The sequence below is a fragment of the Mesorhizobium sp. M1334 genome (assembly GCF_040317995.1).
Taxonomy (GTDB): Bacteria; Pseudomonadota; Alphaproteobacteria; order Rhizobiales; family Rhizobiaceae; genus Mesorhizobium.
This window is the reverse complement of the sequence record NZ_JAMYLM010000010.1, coordinates 109,348-127,850: the sequence shown is the minus strand read 5'-3', so window position 1 is coordinate 127,850 and position 18,503 is coordinate 109,348. Positions and strand designations below refer to the sequence as shown.

Annotated in this window: 13 protein-coding genes; 2 read left to right on the top strand and 11 right to left on the bottom strand. The window is 60.7% G+C overall.

The genetic code is table 11. From position 1 onward, the window contains the following. Nucleotides 1-317 precede the first annotated feature (317 nt). The 8 genes from NKH17_RS18820 to msuE all read right to left on the bottom strand — a co-directional run bounded on the left by NKH17_RS18820 (nucleotide 318) and on the right by msuE (nucleotide 6,988). Nucleotides 318-545: a hypothetical protein gene (locus NKH17_RS18820; protein WP_352971839.1), complete on the bottom strand. Its 228-nt coding sequence runs from the start codon at nucleotides 543-545 to the stop codon at nucleotides 318-320. Next, nucleotides 520-1,149 carry an ABC transporter ATP-binding protein gene (locus NKH17_RS18815; protein ID WP_352971836.1) on the bottom strand — a complete coding sequence of 210 codons (630 nt, stop codon included), beginning with the start codon at nucleotides 1,147-1,149 and terminating at the stop codon, nucleotides 520-522. The genes NKH17_RS18820 and NKH17_RS18815 overlap by 26 nt, the downstream gene beginning before the upstream one ends. Next, nucleotides 1,146-1,970 (bottom strand): ABC transporter permease, encoded by an 825-nt coding sequence (locus NKH17_RS18810; protein WP_352971833.1) that lies wholly within the window; start codon nucleotides 1,968-1,970, stop codon nucleotides 1,146-1,148. The genes NKH17_RS18815 and NKH17_RS18810 overlap by 4 nt, the downstream gene beginning before the upstream one ends. After that, complete coding sequence (locus NKH17_RS18805; protein WP_352971830.1) at nucleotides 1,967-2,644, bottom strand: ABC transporter permease; 678 nt, start codon at nucleotides 2,642-2,644, stop codon at nucleotides 1,967-1,969. Before NKH17_RS18805 ends, NKH17_RS18810 begins: the two co-directional genes overlap by 4 nt. A gap of 166 nt (nucleotides 2,645-2,810) precedes the next feature. Beyond that, nucleotides 2,811-3,902: an ABC transporter substrate-binding protein gene (locus NKH17_RS18800; protein WP_352971827.1), complete on the bottom strand. Its 1,092-nt coding sequence runs from the start codon at nucleotides 3,900-3,902 to the stop codon at nucleotides 2,811-2,813. A 29-nt stretch (nucleotides 3,903-3,931) separates the two neighbouring features. Then, the gene (locus NKH17_RS18795; protein WP_352971824.1) at nucleotides 3,932-4,861 is read right to left on the bottom strand and encodes a TauD/TfdA dioxygenase family protein; all 930 of its coding nucleotides are present in this window, start codon (nucleotides 4,859-4,861) and stop codon (nucleotides 3,932-3,934) included. A gap of 70 nt (nucleotides 4,862-4,931) precedes the next feature. Next, on the bottom strand, nucleotides 4,932-6,257 hold the full coding sequence (locus NKH17_RS18790; protein WP_352972029.1) for an LLM class flavin-dependent oxidoreductase: 1,326 nt from the start codon (nucleotides 6,255-6,257) through the stop codon (nucleotides 4,932-4,934). 173 nt (nucleotides 6,258-6,430) lie between these two features. Continuing rightward, nucleotides 6,431-6,988 (bottom strand): FMN reductase, encoded by a 558-nt coding sequence (gene msuE, locus NKH17_RS18785; protein ID WP_352971821.1) that lies wholly within the window; start codon nucleotides 6,986-6,988, stop codon nucleotides 6,431-6,433. 419 nt (nucleotides 6,989-7,407) lie between these two features. On the opposite strand from msuE, the gene NKH17_RS18780 reads away from it, so the two are divergent. Together NKH17_RS18780 and NKH17_RS18775 are read left to right on the top strand one after the other, a co-directional pair. Beyond that, the gene (locus NKH17_RS18780; protein ID WP_258598851.1) at nucleotides 7,408-8,058 is read left to right on the top strand and encodes a DUF433 domain-containing protein; all 651 of its coding nucleotides are present in this window, start codon (nucleotides 7,408-7,410) and stop codon (nucleotides 8,056-8,058) included. A 4-nt stretch (nucleotides 8,059-8,062) separates the two neighbouring features. Further along, entirely contained in the window at nucleotides 8,063-8,440 is a 378-nt protein-coding gene (locus NKH17_RS18775) for a DUF5615 family PIN-like protein (protein WP_352971818.1), read from the top strand. 21 nt (nucleotides 8,441-8,461) lie between these two features. Here the strand turns inward: NKH17_RS18775 and NKH17_RS18770 are convergent, their stop codons facing one another. The 3 genes from NKH17_RS18770 to proA are packed head-to-tail and all read right to left on the bottom strand — an operon-like array spanning nucleotide 8,462 to nucleotide 18,193. Continuing rightward, on the bottom strand, nucleotides 8,462-11,095 hold the full coding sequence (locus tag NKH17_RS18770; protein WP_352971815.1) for an AAA family ATPase: 2,634 nt from the start codon (nucleotides 11,093-11,095) through the stop codon (nucleotides 8,462-8,464). Continuing rightward, nucleotides 11,092-12,216 carry a metallophosphoesterase family protein gene (locus NKH17_RS18765; RefSeq protein WP_352971812.1) on the bottom strand — a complete coding sequence of 375 codons (1,125 nt, stop codon included), beginning with the start codon at nucleotides 12,214-12,216 and terminating at the stop codon, nucleotides 11,092-11,094. Before NKH17_RS18765 ends, NKH17_RS18770 begins: the two co-directional genes overlap by 4 nt. 13 nt (nucleotides 12,217-12,229) lie before the next feature. Next, nucleotides 12,230-18,193 (bottom strand): anti-phage protein ProA, encoded by a 5,964-nt coding sequence (gene proA / locus NKH17_RS18760; RefSeq protein WP_352971809.1) that lies wholly within the window; start codon nucleotides 18,191-18,193, stop codon nucleotides 12,230-12,232. Nucleotides 18,194-18,503: the final 310 nt, after the last annotated feature.

The window sequence follows — 18,503 nt, the reverse complement described above, 5'->3', positions numbered from 1 at the left end:
AGTCTCGACAGTAGCCATCCGGGCGAACCTCAACGGTTCATGAACTCGGGAATCTATGGGCTCCGTATCCGTCCTTAAAATTGGCCAAGATTACAGCTTGGGCCGATAGCCCAATACCTGTCGTAGGACGAGGAATTTCGAAGCCTTTGCTTGCGCGGCCTGACACCATAAGAAGTCGGCCGAGAAAATGCGATGTACTCCTGTCCGACCGGAGATCTATGCGGTCGTCTGGAACGATCCGAGGGTAGATGCCGGCTAGGTCTGCGATAGCCCGGAGGTCAACGAGGCTGAGGCGCTGCTTGAAGCCATGTCGACGGTCAGGCACTGCGGCGAGCGAGTTCGGCGTCAGCATCGTTTCCAGTCCGCGACACGCCAAGCCAGGACAAAACCTCGTCGCGAAGCCGAATGAAATTCGGATCGGAGCGGTCGCGAGACACGGCCTCGGTCACGGGCAGAATCGTGGCGATCCGCCCAGGGTGGGGATGCATGATGACGATCCGATCTCCGAGATAGACCGCTTCATCGACGTCGTGCGTGACGAGCACGGCGGTCGTGCCCTCGTGCCGGACGATCCGCTGAAGCTCGTCCTGCAAGCGCACGGGTCAGCGCGTCAAGGGCCCCCAGCGGCTCGTCAAGCAGCAGAAAGCGCGGCTTCGTCACGAGCGCACGGGCGATCGCTACACGCTGTGCCATGCCACCCGACAATTGCGCGGGATAGGCTTTGGCGAATTGATCGAGGCCGACGAGATGCAGATGATCGCGAACGAGTTCGCCTCTCTCGGCAGCGCCCAACCGGCTTTGGCGCAGCGCGGCCGCGACATTGGCCTCGACATTGAGCCAGGGCAATAGCCTGTGCTCCTGGAAAACGATCGAGCGGTCGAGACCCGGCCGTTCCACCCTTAGTCCATCGACCCGGATGTCGCCGTCGTAATCAGTGTCGAGGCCAAGCACGAGCCGCAGCAAGGTGGACTTGCCGCAACCCGAGGCTCCCACGATGCTGACGAACTCCCCTTTGTCGACGGCAAGATGGATATGGGACAGCGCCTGAACCTGACGGCCGGCGACACTGAACCTCTTGCTGACGTCGGCAATCTCCAATGCGTGGCTTTGGCCACGTCCCCGTTCGGAAATGGCGACAGGGCGGCTCATGGGATCCTCCAGCGCAGAAGACGACGCTCCAGGGAGCCGGCGATGACATTGAAGACCACGCCGACGCCACCGAGGAGGAGAACGCACAGCAGCAATAGATCCATGTGGAACAGGTGCTGGCCCTCGTTCATGCGCCCGCCGATACCTGGTGCGATGTTGAGCAAAAGCTCGGCCCCCACCGTCGCAGTCCAGGCGTAGATCAGCGCGGCATGAAGGCCGGTGAAGATTTGCGGCAACGCACCCGGAAGGGCGATGATCCGGGCGAAATCGAACCAGCTGAAGGTCAGCACGTCGGCAAGCTCGCGATAGCTGCGTGGGATGCCGGACACGCCCTGCCAGGTGTTGATCAAGGTCGGCTGGAACGCCGCGAGCGCGATGAAGACGACCTTGCCGGCCTCGCCTCCGCCGAACCACATCGAGAGCAGGGGAACCCAAGCGAAGAGGGCGATCTGGCGATGTACCAGCAGCACCGGCCCGAGCAGGCGTTCGATGAGGCGGGAAAATCCGATCGCCAGACCAAGCGCGATTCCGGCCACGCTGCCACACACGAAACCGATCAGGTCACGCTCCAGGCTCGCCAGAAGATTGAACCCCAGGCCACCGCGGCTGAACTCTGCCACGCCGCGGGCCACCACCTCATCCAGTGATGGTAGAAACCGCGGGTCAGCAGCGCCGGCATGGGCGAGCAACTCCCAAATCACAAGCAGCGCGATTGGTACCGCAAGCGGCCGCAAATGTCGGCCGATGAAGCGGAGGGGCGGCGGTGCGATGAGAGCGCTGTGCGACAGCCGCTCCCGACCCGCAATCGTGATCAGGCTCATTGTGGGGTCTCCGGACGCCAACGTTGCAGATGGTTTTCGGCAAGCGTGAGCAGGCCATGGATCACCAATCCGATCAGGCCGACCACGATCATGGCCGAAAGAACGAGTTCCAATTGAAAGAGCTGGCGGCCATAGGCCATCAGGTATCCGAGCCCTTCGAACGATGCGATGAGTTCAACCGCAACCAAGGTTTGCCAGCCGTTGGCAAGGCCTTCTCGCAGCCCTGTAAAGATAGACGGGACGGCGGAGGGCAGCACGATCATCGTGAGTTTCGACCAGCGGCTGAACGAAAGGACACGGCCAAGCTCCACATAAGCCTCCGGAACGTCGCGAACGCCCTGGGATGTGTTCAGTACCACTGGAATGAAAGCTGACCATCCGATGACGATGATCTTCAAGCCTTCGTCAATGCCGACGATGAGAATGACGATCGGCATCCAGCCGAGGGTCGGGACCTGGCTGAGGGTCAGGAACAGCGGGTCGACGAATTCGCGAAGGGTCTTCGACAGGCCAACCGCCGTGCCGAAGACGAGGCCCGCCAGCGCACCGGCAGCAAATCCCTCCGCGACGCGCTCAAGGCTCGTCACCGTGCTGGAAAGCAATGAGCCGTCCTCGATGCCTTCCAACAAAGTGTCGAACACGATCCACGGCGGCGGCAGGATCTGCTCTGGCAATTGGCCGAGCAGAGCGGCAACGGTCCAGGCCGTCAGAAGCCCTAGCGGCACTATGAGGCCGAGAGCCAGGACGCCAGCGGCCGGGAGAATGCGCCGGCAAGTGGAGGCAGCACTGGTGGTGCTGTCCTCATGCCCGGTCTGGACCGCGGTTTGGCCGCCGCTCATCTTAGTTGCTCGCCGCTTTGGTGTGTTCGACCTCACCCTCGGCCACTTTCTGGCCCTTTGCGTCAAAGGTGGACCAGTAATTTTCGAGCTTGAGGTCTAGCAGGGCCTGCTTGAGGTACTTGGTCTCGAACCAGCTGTCGATATCGACGTCCTTCTTGATCAGGCCATAGGTTTTGGCGCGCTCGGCCTGGTCCTTGTAGCGCGCGATGATGAAGTCATCGACGATGGGCGACAGGCGATGGGCCAGGCGTTCGTCCTTAAAATCGGCTTCGAAGCTTTCGACCGGCAGGCCGGCCTTCGACCAGAGCTCGAAGACTGCCTGGCGATTGACCTCGTCTGAGCCGAACCGCGCGGCCTTGACGAAGGCGCGCACGACCTTGGCCGTGAATTCGGGGTGAGCGTTCTCGAACTCCGCGGTGACGAGGAGCCCGGAATTGCGTCCAAGCGTCGGGTCGTCGTTCTTGGTCGAGTAGATGATCTTGACCGCGCCGCGCTTGGCGAGGTCGAGATATTCCGAGCCGCCGAAGGAAGCCTCCACATTGCCCGACACGAGCGCGGCCGTGGCGGCATTCGAGTCGAGGCTGACGAAGCGGATGTCTTTTTCGGTGAGGCCGTGCTTTTCGAGAACGCGGTCGGTGGCGATTTGTAAATTGGTGCCGCGGAATTGCGCCACCTTATGGCCCTTCAGGTCCTCCACGGTCTTGAGCTGCGAATCCGGGGGTACCGCGAGATAAAGTGCATCATGGCTGCCGGCCGAGGCCAGATATTTCGTCTGCAGGCCGCGCGAGCGGCCGACGATCGAAGGCAGGTCGCCAAGGCCAGCGGCGAAATCGAGCTGTCCGGCGGCGAGCGACTCGTTGAGAGCCGGGCCGGCGCCGCGGAAGAAAGTCCAGGAGACCTTGACGTCCGGCACGTCCTTGAATTCAGCCTCGACAAGCTGCTGCACATTGGCCACGGCGATGTAGTCGCCATAGGCATAGGGCCGGTCGTCGATGCCGGTTCCGGGATAGCCGATGCGGATGAGGGTCTCGGCCGACGCTGGAGCAGTGGCAAGAAGGCCGGCGATCAGGGCTGCGATATGCGCGAATTTCATGAGTGAGGATCCTTGGTGGAGGGAAGGGGTCAGGCGGCGTTGGCGACGGCGTCGCGAACTAGCTTCTTGCGGGCGACGCTGCGGCGGCCGTCGACACTCACTGGCACGTCGCCGTCGAGAGTGGTGCGGCGCACGACACGGGCGCGGTCGCCATAGTCGTTGACGGCGTAGTGCTGGGTTGCGCGGTTGTCCCAGATGGCGACATCGTTTGCTCGCCAGCGCCAGCGCACCGTGTTCTCGATCCGAAGGACATGTGACTGCAGGAGCGCGTAGAGCTGCTCGGAATCGCTCTTCGAATAGCCGACGAAACGCTGCACGAAGGAGCCGAGTATGAGCGAGCGCTCGCCGGTCTCCGGATGGACGCGCACCACGGGATGGTCGGTCTCGTAGACGGTGGAAGCAAAAACCTCCTCATAGTGGCGGCGATCGGCCTCGCTGGCATGCGGGCGTTGGGCGGCATAATCATAGGCGTTGCTGTGGGTTGCCCACAGCTGTTCGGCGGTCGCCTTGAGCGCTGGTGGCAGACTCTCGTAGGCCGCCACTGTGTTGGACCAGACCGTATCGCCGCCGACCTCGGGAATGGTCACGCCGCGCAGGATCGAGATCTTGGGATAGGCATCGACGAAGGTGACGTCGGTGTGCCAGGCATCGGCGCGGCCACCTCGCGACGCGTCAAGTTCAAGGATCGACGTCGTGCCGTTGCGTACATGCTCGGTCGGATGTGGAACCAGATGGCCAAGACGCTTGGAAAAGCGCTCCTGCTCGGCATCGGTCAGCTGATCCTGGTCGCGGAAGAAGATCACCTTGTGCTGCAGCAGAGCGGCATTGATGGCTGCTATCGTCTCGTCGGAAAGGTCGCCCGAAAGCTTGATGCCGGCGATCTCGGCGCCGATCCGGCCGGCGACCGGTTTGATCGTCAGCGAGGACGCGTATGCGGTGGCTTGGGTTGATGTGGTCATGACGGACTGCTCCTTGGTTGGGCCGCCGGCGTGGCTCGGCCCTTTGCCGGGTTCGTTGACTGGGAGTGAGTTACTCGGCCGCCTGACTGTCAGGCTCGCGGTGAGGTGCACGATGAGCGGGATGTTTCAACCCGAGGTTCTCTCGAAGGGTACGGCCCTCATATTCGGTGCGGAACAGGCCGCGGCGGCGCAGCTCGGGGATAACCAGCTCGATGAAATCGTCGAGCCCGCCGGGCACGGTTGGCGGCATGATGTTGAAGCCATCGGCGCCGCCTTTGTTGAAGCGCTCTTCGAGCTCGTCCGCGATTGTCTCAGCCGTCCCGACGAGCTGCCAATGACCGCGCGCCCCGGCGATGGTCTCGTAGAGCTGACGGATGGTGAGATTTTCCCGCCGGGCGAGATCGATGATCAATTGCTGGCGGCTCTTGCCGCGCTCGGTCTCGCTCAGGTCCGGTAGCGGTCCGTCGAGCGGATAGGCGGAAAGATCGACCCCGCCAGAGAGGTTCGACAGGAGCTCCAGCCCGACGTCGGGATGGATCAGCGACTGGATCTCCTCGAGCTTTTCGCGCGCCTCGGCTTCCGTTCGTCCCACCACTGGAAAGACGCCCGGCATGATCTTCAAATCATCGGGATGGCGGCCATACTTTTCGAGGCGACTCTTGAGGTCGGCATAGAAGTGCTGGGCCTCCTGCAGCGTTCGCTGGGCGGTGAAGACAACCTCGGCGGTGCGGGCCGCCAATTCCTTGCCCGCCTCGGAAGAGCCCGCCTGGACGACGATTGGGTGACCTTGCGGCGAGCGCGAGACCGTTAGCGGCCCGCGCACCCGAAAATGCCGTCCGCGGTGCTCCAGGATATGCAGTTTCTCCGAGTCGAAGAAAAGGCCGCTATCCTTGTCGCGCAGGAAGGCATCATCCTCCCAGCTGTTCCATAGGCCGAGCACGACATCAGCGAACTCTTCCGCCCTTGCATAGCGGTCCTGATGGGCGAACTGGCTGATGTTGCCGAAATTCTCCAATTCGAGCGGATTGGACGAGGTCACGAGGTTCCAGCCGCCCCTGCCGTCGCTGATCTGATCGAGCGAGGCGAATTTGCGTGCCAGGTTGAACGGCTCATTGAACGTGGTGGAGGCTGTTGCCACCAGGCCGATGCGTTCCGTCACTACGGCGAGCGCCGACAGCAGCGTCAAAGGCTCGAAGCCGGCGGCCCATTCATCAGTCCGGGAGAGGGATTTGAGATCATCCGTATGGGCCGCGACCCCATCAGCCAGGAAGATCAGGTCGAATTTCGCGCGCTCTGCCGCCTGGGCAAATGCGATGCGCTGCCTGAGGCTCGTCGTCGCATCCGCGGCCGTGTCCGGGTGGCGCCATGCCGCCACATGGTGGCCAGCTGGATACATAAAGGCGCCAAGCCGCAGCTTTCCAACCTTGCTCACCTTCAGTCTCCTTTTCAGTCAACAATAGAAATTCACGATGAGGACGACGTTTTACGGGAGTGTGCGATCTGTCAGGATTTCGGCGGCGTTGCTGTCGGCCAACAAGTTGCCGGAGTCGTCTATCGGCCGAACAATGCCTAGGCGGCCAGGCTGATGCTGCCCGTCTCTCCAACCAGCCGACACGCTTCGGTTACTGCTTGCTCCGTGCGGTTGCGGATGCCTTCGGATATGATAACGCCATCGGCGAAGTCCCGGTCGGAGGCGTAGATACCTGTCGGGATGGTCAACGCCTCGAAGAAGCCGAAGAGCGGCCGAAGCTGATGTTCCACGACGAGGGAATGACGTTCGCCGCCCCCAGTCGCCGCGAGGATGATTGGCTTTCCCTTAAGCGAGGTCGGCTCCAGCAGATCGAAGAAATGCTTGAATAGCCCAGTGTAGCTGCCTTTGAACGTCGGCGAGCCAATCACCAGGACAGTGGCGCCCGTCAATTGCTCGATTATGTCTCGGGCCGATGCATCAAGGTCGCTAAGCCGCCTGGCCTGTGCAAAGGAGGGTCCGAAATCCTCGATATCGAAAGTAGCCGAAGATGCGCCGATCTTCTTCGCTACCTGGCCGACTATGTGGCCGACGAATGCTCTCGTCTTCGAAGGACGAGTAAGATTGCCCGACACCCCTATCACGAACTTTTTCGACATTTCTGGCTCCTCAAAGCGATCAGCGCCACTTAACCCTATCGATTCGATAGAATTAAAAGAGAGAGCCTATTTCAAAAAACTGTCCCCAATCGGATGGAGTTTGCGGAACATCGACTGCAATTGGTTCATTGGATGCAAACTGAGACGGATCAGGCCAATGCGATCGCGTATCTGACGCTGCCATGGCGCAGGCGCAATTAGCATTCGATACGCGGTAGGCATCAAGAAGCGCTGGAAGATCGGGAGGCGCTGGTAATGGGGCACTTTGAATTCTGAAGACTTGATCTGCGCCTCGAGCCTTACGGGTTTGTGAGGCCTCTTGGCTCGCCGCCGCCTTTGCTAACCCCGTGATTCCAAAGACGCGTGCCTTTACGAAGGAAGTCGAACGGCCTATATTATTCTTTGCAAGGAGAAGAATAATGGGCGCGCTTGCTCGCATCTATACCCCCGCAGAGGCTGCCGCCGTCAGCGGGATCGGCATCAAGGCGGTACACAATGCGATCGACAAACGCATTGTCGATACTGTGCCGAGCACTGCTCGGCGCGTCGGTGGGGTGGTTCGACGGGCGTTGACCGGCGAGGATTTGCTGCGGCTCAAGCTTTGGTATGGCGTGGGTGCGACATTGCCCGCTGATCGTCGCCACCGCCTGTTCGAGGAAATCAAAGCTGCCCCAAAGGCCAAGACCGTAAGGGCCGACGACCTGCTGATCGTCGACGTCGCCGAGGCGCGTAAACAACTGAAAGCGCGCATTGTCGATCTCGATGAGGCAGAGGCTGCCATCGGCCGCGTTAAAGGGGTGATGGGCGGAGAGCCTGTGTTCAAAGGAACCCGCATCCCTGTTCGCATGATCACGACGATGCTAGCGCAAGGCGCAGATGAAGCGGAGGTTCTGGAGGGATATCCAAAGCTCACGCCGCGCGTGATAGAGCTCGCCAGGATGTGGGTCGCCGCGCACCCTGTTCGTGGACGCCCCAAGAAGCTGTTCGAGAAGGGCGTGAAAATCAAGTCGTTGAAGCGCGTGGTCTTGAAGGGCGACCCACGTCCGTCGGCCAGGTCGAGACGCGTGTGACCTCGTGAGGTTTCTGATCGATGAGTGCCTGCACACGTCTCTGGTTGCGGTAGCCCAAGAACGCGGACATGAAGCAAACCACGTCAACTGGCTTGGGCTAAGCGGCGAAACCGACTGGGACCTCATGCCCCTCATTGTCGAGGAGGATTTCACCTTCGTCACCAACAATGCCAAGGACTTCAGGAAGCTCTATGCCAAAGAACCGGTTCACGCCGGCCTGATCATCGTCGTCCCTCAGGTCGGGCCTGAAAAGCAGAGAGAGCTCTTCGATGCTCTCCTCGAAGATTTTGGCCCAGAGGAATTCCTGATCAATGAGGTTATCGAAATCGAGATCGAAAACGGCAATGCCATCGTAACACGATACGAGTTGCCGTCGCCCTAGCTGAGGCTGCGCGATCTCCGCTTATGATCGATCCGGTTGCCAGTCGCTCATCCGCAAAATGTTTCCGCCGAGTTTTGCGAACGCGCGTTGGCGGCAGGAGAAAACGAGAATCTGTTGATCGCGTGATTGACGATGCAATGCGTCGAACATGCGCTCAATGCGGTCGTCATCGGAATAAACCAACGCGTCATCAAGAATAACCGGTGTGGGTCGGCCGTCGCTGGCCAGCAGACGGGCGAAAGCCAGCCGGGTCAGAACCGAAAGCTGTTCTCGCATGCCGCCACTCAACCTCTCGACATCCTCGTCCTGACCATTGCGACGAACGGTCTGCGGCAACAGTGTATTCTCGTCGAAAACTATGGAGATGTCGTCGAATAGCAGTCTGAGCAGTGGCCGCAGCTCGGACATGACCGGCTTGAGATATAGATCGCGTGCCGCTGAGCGCGCAGCGACCAGCGTCGTGCGCAGCCTGTCGAGGACGGCCTTTTCGCTTTCGAAGCGTCTCGCTCGTGCTTCAGCGACTTCCAATTTTTCTGTGGCCTCTCGCCAAGCTTCTTCCACCGCGTCCTCGGACCGGGTGCGAATATGGCCATTGAGATCGGCAAGAGTTACACGCAACTGACCTGCCTCCTGCGTGGCTGCATCCTGAACCGAGCGGGCACGGCGCAGAACGGCTTCGGCGCTGGTGAGATCGTGAGCGCCTTCGCGCAGGGGCGCAGCGCGCATTTCGGCCGCTTCGCGCAGAGTTTGTCGGGCGGTGGCTTCGGTGAGGAGCAAGCGCTCCCTTTCCTCGCGTGCTGCATCAGGTCCCAATATGACCTCGAGGCTGGTCAGTTCCGCCTGGATGGTCACGTAAGCCGTCTCCGCGGCCATGACGGCCTCGTCGGCATGGCTGCGCAAGGGCAGGGCCTCGCGCACATTGTTGCGTGTTGTCGTCACACGCTGCTGGGCTGCTGCATGGTGTTGCCGGATTTGTTGCGAATCGACCTTAAGTTCGAGGTCCCCGGCGGCGAGGGCGCTCAGTCGGGCAAGCTCCTCGTGCAATTGCTGAATTCCCTTGGGCGCGAGATCGCCGAGCCGCTGACGCGCCAAGCCCACTTCGGCGGCCTTGTCGCGCGCTTCAACCAGGCGCTGGCGTGCCGTCATGAGGCTGTCGACACCAAGGGCCGCAAGCAAGCTGTAGCGCTTTGCTTCGGTTTCTTCGATGGTCCGGTCGGCTTGCTGCGGCCGATTTGAGCGCAGGGTCAAAGCTCCGATGCCAGCAATATCCAGGCGCACGGTGCCAGCAAAGCTTCGGTCTTCTCCATGGGCCAAAGGCTTGGCATCGATGGCCACCAAATCGGCGGCGCCGTCCCGGTATTCCATGCATAGCGTCGGCAGGGTTGCCAGGTGAGCTGCACGAAGGCTGGTGCTCTCGATTTCGAGCGCTTGCAGCTGCTCGACAGCCTGTTCCGGCACCGCCAGCATCGCCAGCGCTGCCTCTCCGTCTGCGATCTGGGTTCTGGCGACTTCGGCTTGTTTCAACCGGTTGTGTAGGCTGGCCAGTTGTTCGGCTGCGTCGCGCGCCAAGAGGGTCGCATCCAGCCGCGCCAGCAGTTCGCGAGCTTCGCGCTCTTCCTGCTCGGCTGCTTGAACTTCGGCCATCGCTTGTTCGTTTTCGGCTATGGCAGAAGCGCGACGATCGAGAACCTCACTGCGGCGAAGCTGCGCAATCGCCGACTGCTCGCGCAAATCGGCGGCTCGTTTGAGCGCGGTCCGAAAACTATCGAGGGCCTGCTTCGCCGCGTCGTGGTGAATTGCCGCTAGCGCAGCTTCCGCTTCAGCAGCCTTCAGGGCTTCGCTGTGCGATTTGGCGGCCTCGACCGCGGCTTCGGCGGCCGAGATGCCTTCCCGCCGGGTAGCGCCTTCTTCGGGGTTTTCAAGCTCAGACAGACGCGCCAACGCCATGCGCCGCTTGTCGAGCGCATCGCGCAGACCGGTGACTTCGGCGCTGAGACGCTGCTCGTCTTTCAGCAGCTTATCACGCTCATCCAGCGCTGCCGCATAGAGACCACCACTCTTGGGACGCAGCGTTGATGTGACCAGGCTATAGAGTTCTTCTTCGCACGCCGCGGTGATTTCGGCCATGCGCCGCCCGCCGGTCAGGGCTTCAACTTCCCCCTGAACCGAGGACAATAGGCTTTCGCGCACGCGTTTTTCGCCGTCCTCCTCGCTTTTGCTGCGCCTTTCGATGCCGGTGACCCCTTGGCGAACCCAGAGCAATCCTGCCGGTCCTGCGCTTCCGCCATGGATTAGTTTGCCGATAAAGGCTTCGGCCTCATCGGCTTGAGCCAACAGTCGCCCCCGATCGAGGTCAATAACGCTGGCCAGCTTGCCTCCATAAAACTGCTTGGCAAGCCGATAGCGTCCTTTTGAAGTGGTGATGTCGGCCTCCACCACCGGATTGCCCCCACTATAAGGCCGCAACAGTCTCACGCCTTCGGGCGTTCCCGTGTGGGGCTGGAAAAAGAGTGCGTGCAGCGCTTCGAAGAAGGTTGATTTGCCGAACTCATTGACCGCGCAAAGCACGTTGACGCCGTCGCCGATGTTTTCGATGGCGACGCCCTGCCCGGCGAACCGTTTGACGTTGTGGAGCCGAAGGGCCGTAAGTTTCATGATCCCATCGCCTCGCAATAGCTGAACAGTCGAACCAGTGCTTCTCGCGATATGTCGCGTTCGACAGCCGACCGGGTTTCGTCGGTGCTCTCATCCAACAGTGCCTGCGCTGCCTCGCGAAGGGCACCGGAGCGATCGATCCGATCCAAATCGCCACTTTCGCAGTCGGTCGCGAGCCCGTTCCCGTCCAGCTCCAGATAGGCGAAATCGGGCGCGGCTGCCGCGACCGCCGCTTGAAGGACGGTTCGCTCACTTAACCGCACCCGGCCAGACGCGGCAATTCGCAGCAAAGTCTGACGCCGCAGATGTGCCGGTGGAAGCAACGCTTCAAATGCCGCCGCGCTGTCGTCACCAGACAGCAGATGCAGGGGAGCGGTTTTCCAGGAAAAGCTGGCTGTCTCGACGGCCGCGATCTCGGGCATGGCGCCGGGCCCGGCAATGGAAACGACAAGGGCCTGGCCGGGTGTGTCATGTTTGAAACGGTCAGGTTCTGGCGCACCGCTATAGCGGCTGCGCTCATTGATGGCGACAGGGCCGTGCCAGTCGCCCAGCGCCAGGTAATCGAGGCCGGCCTTGGCCGCGCGATCTGGTGCAATGATGTCGGACGCTGCGGAATCCTCGGAAAAGGACTGAATGGCGCCATGAGCAAGGCCAAGCCGGACGGCGCCTTGCGGCGTCACGGCGCTGTCCATCCACTCAGTAAGGTCGCGACCGGGCCGGCGGGTCGTGCACGGGGCAGGCAGCAGCGCCACGCCTGCGGCAATGGTCGAGACTTCGGGCCGGATCGCCAGCAGGACATTGTCCGGCACAACGCTGCCCGCTGCACTCCACAATTGATCAGCCAACAGGGAATCATGGTTGCCGGGCAGCAATATCCAGCGCAGGGGCGCGCTCTGGCTCATCTCGGCTATGGCCTGCCGCAACATCGCTGGAGTGGGCGTTTCGGTATCGAACGTATCGCCGGCCAGAAGTATCGTAGATGCACCATGGACGCGTGCCTGCTCTGCCAGCCGGCTGATCGCGCCATGGCGCGCTTCACGGAGCCGCCCGCGCAGATCCTCCGGCATGTTGCCGAACCGCTTGCCGATATGAAGATCGGAGCTGTGGATGAATCGAAACATGGAGTCTCCGAGACTATGTCGATGCCAGGTTGCGCCGGGCGCGATCGATGGCTTCATCCAGCCGGGAGCGTGATATCGCCGCAAGTCGCTCGACACCGAGCAGACGTGCAAGGTCGAGAGCGGGGTCGGACTGTTCCAGAACGTCTTTGTTCACGACAACGACAGCGGCTAGCTCGGCGATTGGAATGTCGGCAATGGACCGGCGGGCATGGGCGTCAAACGGCATGCGATAATCAAGCAGATCGACCACCGCCCCCTTCTTCCATAGGAAGCTGCCGCTGGATTCTTCAGTTCTATCGAAATCGCGCAGATGCAGGTCGATACGCTCCCGAATCTTGTTGCCCGTTCTGAGCCAGCCATGCGCCCGTGCGATGCGCTGCGCAAGGACGTCTTCTCGCAGCGGACCTTCCTGTTGGATCACTGCGTCGACCATGGTCCGCAAAGTGCCTCGGTAGGCGAAGTCGTAAAAGTGATCCGGGCTGGTAGCGAATGTTGATAGGTCAGTGAGGCGATAACGATCGTCCGACGGTTCTGAATCATGCGTCGAATTCGCGGCAGCAGGCAAAATTGCTCCAGATGCTGATGGGTGCTCTATCGTTGCCACGGGAGCGGCGACAAGTTCTGGCTCTAATTTCACCGGCAAGTCTTCAGGTTCGCTGATCGAGGCAAACTCTTCGGCTGGCAATGGGTCTATGGAGTCGATCTTATGTCCCATGTCCCATTGGATCGCCCCTTCACTTTCCTGTTGTTCAGCTTGCTTGCGACGGCTTTCCTCGAGCAGCGCGGCCAGGCTGGCATGAAGCCTCTCGGTGCAACCTTCGAGATCAAACCACCAATCGGTTGACCATACCCGGACAATGTTCCACCCGAGGCCTCGAAGGACCTGCTCTCGGACCTTGTCTCGATCTCGCGCCGTGGCAGAACTGTGATAGGCAGCGCCGTCACACTCGACCCCAGCCAGATAGGCGCCGGCGAGATCGGGATGCCGGATCCCTATATCCAGTCGGAAGCCAGAAATGCCGACTTGTGGAACGATGGTCCATCCGCGCTTCTCAAGCTCGGCGGCTACAGCCTCCTCGAATGGGGATTCCAAAGCCCCAACCGATCCGCGTTCCTGCGCTGGCAATGCCACGGCGCCGCGCTCGGCAAAATCAAGGAAGGTTTTGAGATGCTGTACACCGATCGCCTTGGTCCGGTTGGGCTCGATCTGGTCGGCGGTAAAACCTGAAAATACGATCAGTTCCTGCCGTGCACGCGTTACCGCGACATTCAGCCGGCGTTCGCCGCCGTCCCGATTCAGCGCGCCGAAATCCATGGAGCGCTTGCCGGCGTTGTCTTGCGAGAAAGTGATCGAAAACAGGATTATGTCGCGCTCGTCACCCTGGACATTTTCCAGATTCTTGACGATGGCGGGTTCAATACGATCGTCGGCAAAGAACCATTCAAGAGCCGGCTCCATCTGTCGCGCCTTGTCGAAGAAGTCGAGGATGAGCGACTGCTGTTGCGCGTTGAAGGTGATGACTCCGAGCGTGGGTCGGTCCTTTTCTGGAAGGGCCAGCCAACGCCGCATCCTGCTGACCGCCTCGTCGGTGACTGCTTGAGCTTCAATGCGGTTGGTGCGACTTTTTCCGCGGTCGTAGATGCCGGTCGTGATTTTTCGCAGCTGCACTGCCCGATCTTCCACCGTTGGGGAAGGGAAGGTAATGAGCCGATTCTGATAGTAGTGATGGTTGGAAAAGGCGATCAACGACTCATTGCGGCTACGATAATGCCAGCGCAGGTCCCGCACCGGGATGCCGGCCGCTTTGGCTTCGTCGAGAATGCTCTCAAGATCCTTTTCGTGTTCGACGACATCCTCGTCCTCCTCGTTGCGGCCAAAGAAATTGGTGGGCGGCAACTGCTTGGGATCGCCTACGATAATGGTTTGATGGGCTCGCGCGATGGCACCGACGGCGTCCCAGGTGGTGATCTGCGATGCTTCGTCGAAAATGACTACGTCGAACAGCGCCTGGTCGGGGGGTAGGTATTGAGCGATTGAAAGAGGCGACATCAGCATGCAGGGCGCGAGCTTGGCAAAGCTCGACGGCATAGCGCCGATCATCTCGCGGATTGACCTGCTGGGCCGCTGCAATTCCATCTGATGGCGCAACAGGCCCAACTCGGAATTGCGCGGGACGCTTTGCACAGCCGGCAAACCATGAGCGATGGCACTGATGACGCGAAGGCTTGCTTGAGCGCGGACTAGATCATCGATCTCCCGGAAATCTTCGATGGCGTGCTCGTGCTGGAAGCGGCGGAAATCTCGCAGCACTGGATCGGCATCCAGCGTGGCCGGCAGCCACCAGCGTACATAAGCCAGGCGGAACGCGGATTGAGCTTCGGTTGGTCGCACTAGACCCGCCTCGATATCGTCGACCAACGCTCCCAGATTCTGGCTGACAGCTCTGCGACGAATGCCGCACCACGAAGTCCAGTCCCGCAGAAGATGACGGACATCGAGCAAGTCTCCCATCGCCGTCGTCAATTCGGTCAGCGGGTTATCATGTCCTGCCCACGAAGGCGTCTTTCCAGCCGCGATCGCAAATTGGGCCCTCGCAGCCTCGAATGCTGTAGAAGCCGCAAGGAAGCGGGCTGCCCCGTGGCGCATCGTGCTATCTGCCTCACCGCTTCGCAGGCTCGGGGCGATTGCTTGGAGGAGCGCTCTGAGATCCTCCGTGCCGAGGCCAGGCAGGCGTAGCGTCTGTCGAAGCCTTTCGGCGATCGAGAGTATCTGATCGATACGATGGGTGTCGGTATCAAGTGCGGCAAATCCGATCGGCTTGCCAGATAGGATGTTGGCTTCAACAGTGGCGCGGCGGTCCTGCATCACGCGCAACAGCGGCAAGTCGTGCTGAGGATCGGCCACGCCCTCTGTCACATAGCCTTGAAGCAGCTTCTGGACTTTGCGTTTGCCCAACTGACTGTTTGGCCAGAACGCAGAAGCGGCCTGTTGCCATTGCTGCTCTATGTCCTCTACCCGTATGCCCGCAACAGCAGCCTCGTCATAGTGTGCCGACAGGCCCGTACGACACGCGCGATAGTCCCCGATTGCATCATTGAGAGTCGCGAGGGCTCCCCGTAACTGGGCGAAATCTCGATCAAAGACAATGCTGACGTCATAGCCGGCACTGTCCTGGAGCGCCCCTGCCAGTTTTCGCAGCGCTTCGAGCTCTGCTTTTGACGCATCGCCTTTGGCGCGCAGGCCGATGCTCACCAGGAAGGCGTCGAGTGCGATGGCTAGAACCTCGGACGCACTCTTGAGGGTCTTTGCCCCTTCGAGCAAATTGTCCTGCCAGCCTGACGTCCACTCGGTGACATCTATGAGACGCAAGACTGGTCGCATCTCCACTGACTGAAATGCGAGACCTGTTTCGGCGGCAATATGCTCCAGCGCCAGCCGGCTTGCCTCGTCATGGCCATCGCGCGATGGCCACGATAATCCCGGAGCGTGCTGTTGCTTGTTCTTGAGAGCGATGCCAAGCGCCAGATAGGGCGTGAGACCATTGACATGGCACCGATGCAGCGCTTCGACATAGGTATTCAGTTCGTCACGACGGACGCGAAGCCGCTCATTGATCGCAATCCACTCGGCTGCGTCCACGCGCACGCCACTTTCCCAGCTGGTCCTGAGCTGGTTGAGAAAGTTGCGTCGGTCCGCCTTGCTGGAATGGAGTTCGAGGCAGTGCGCGCCCAGGCCATGTTCGCGCAGGCGGCGGTACACCACATCAAGTGCTGCCGTCTTCTCGGCCACAAACAGCACGGTTTTGCCAACTGAAAGGCAGTTGGCAATCATGTTGGCAATGGTCTGGCTCTTGCCAGTGCCGGGAGGACCGATGATGACAAAGTCGCGGCCCTCAGCGGCGGCAAGGCTTGCCGCGGTCTGGGAAGAGTCGGCCGGCAGCAGCGAAACGATATCGGAGGGGGCATAGTGCCGGTCGAGTTCGCGCTCGTCCCGGAATGATGCGCCACTGCCCTCGAACGCTATCTCCGGCGTGTCGATCAGATGTCGTACGACGCGGTTTTCGCGCAGCGCATCGGTACGCTCGACCAGATCCTTCCACATGAGAAACTTGGCGAAGGAAAAGGTCGAGAGCGCCGTCTCGTCCACCACCTCCATGCCGGGAACGTCGCGCACTGCCTGACGCATGAGACTTAGCAGACGCGGCACATCAACGCCGCTTTCGTCTTCGGGTAGCTCACCGGAGAACTGTGGCAGTTTGAGCTCGAAGTCGCGCTCGAGAAACTGCAACAAGGTCGCATTGAACCGCGGCTCATCTTCATGAAAGCGCAAGGTAAACCGCGATGTTGCGCTGCGGCGCTCGATTTTGACCGGTACGAGCAACAATGGCGCGCGATAGCTGCGCTCGTCCTCCGGCTTTTTCTTCCAGCGCAGGAAGCCGACCGCCAGGAAAAGCGTATTCGCGCCACCCTCGGCAAAGTCGTTGCGAACTTGGCGGTAAAGATCGATCAGGCGGGATTCCAATTGGTGTCCATCGAGCGTCGAGGAGAGCTCGTCGCGCAGGAGCGCTTCTGCTGCAAAACCGCGCTGCAGGTCACGTCCATGGACTTCGCGATAGAGGCCAGCATCACGCTCGCCCAATGGATTCTGTTCGGGCAGTGATATGAGCCTGATCGAAGCGCCCGCCATCAGGCGATCCTCGAGATAGCCGACGTCAGTGCAAAGAAATGGAATTGTCTTCTTGGAGTCCGGAAAATTGAGCAGGCGGTTCCGCAGTGTCAAATCGAGAAGCTTTTTCTGCCAGCGGTCGATCCGCCCGGCAGCTGTCGTCGGCTTCACCTCGACGATGTCGGCAGGCAGGGCTGTCACGGCCGGTGCCGCTGGCAGCGGCAGCGCGATTTCGGTTGCCACTTCGGTATCCACGCTGCGACGCATCGGTTCGTGCGAGGCAAGCGGTGTAATGCCGCCGCTACGCGAGCGGCGGATATCGATGGCGGCGACAAAGGTGCCCACCTGCGTTTCGTCGAGCCGCTGTTCGATTGCTCGTTGCGCAGCCTCCAGCGTCATCGCCGGCCGATGCGTTACGCCTGTCGTCTCAAACACGATCAGTTCGCGCGATGCCAGCGCCTTGCGGATCTCCATGGCATCGGTCTCGATGGCGTTGGCGAGCGTCTTTTGTGTCATCCAGACGCCGACGGCAGCGTGGCCCTGGAACATAAGCACGATTGGGTGCAGGCCTGTCGCCTCCAGGGCAGAGGCGAACAACAGACTGGCATCGAGACAGGTAGCCAGCCTCTCCGCCGTAATTGTTGAGGGACGTCGGATTTTTTGGCCTCGGCTTTCGAAGCTTGCAGGAGGCTCTGCATAATGCGGGGATAGACCAGCAACGGCTGAATAAATTGCGGCCGCCAGCATGAATGCGCGTTGCGGATTGCCGCTTTGATAGCCATCGAGGCTGGAGGCATGACCATGCGCTGCGAGCCGCTCCGCTGCGGAACGCAGCAGTCCTGCGATCGCGGGGTCGTTCGGCATGACGAATGCAGGCAGCAGTTGCGCCATATCGATGACGCCGCCCCATTCGTCGCGAGCAAGTAGGCGCACCGCAACGCGCTGTTCGGCCAGCACTGCGCCTCCTGAGGTCAGGCGCAGCGTTATCTCCCCGCGCTCAGCCTCGTTGAGGCCGGCCAGATAGCTGGCGTCGAGATCGATTTTTCGGTCGCTTAAGGGCAGCCGATCGCCGGGAAGGATCCGATCAATTGTCCAGCTCTTGGCGCGCAAAAATGGCGGGTTTGATGTCAGCTCGAGCGTGCATTTTTCGAAACTCTGCTGGGTTGGGTTGTTGAGCGCGATAGACCGGATCACCGGAATAGCATTTTGGAAGGATGCATATGTAAAGCTGACGGCGATGTCGGCCACGACTTCTATTACGGGCGCGGCTGATATACCGGCGGCATCGCCAGTCTCCGAACTCGTTTCCATGCCCCGTCCCCTATTTCATTTACGATAGAACTTTGCGGCCAGAATTTGAAAGTAAATTCTTGGCATGGTCGCTGCTTATGTCCAGCGGCATGGATTTCTAAAGATGGTACCGCCCAGATAAGGGTCGCCATGGACCAAGCGCTACGCGCCTGCGCGAGCGCCATCGCAGCTCGATGACGATGCGTCTCTGCCGCGTTTCAGACTGTCGGTCGTGGCGCCTATCGCGGACTCGGAGCCCAGCCCGACAAGGACGGCGAGCCTCTATAGGCCTATCGGTGAGTGGCGGTCGAAGTCCGCCCATAAACTGTCA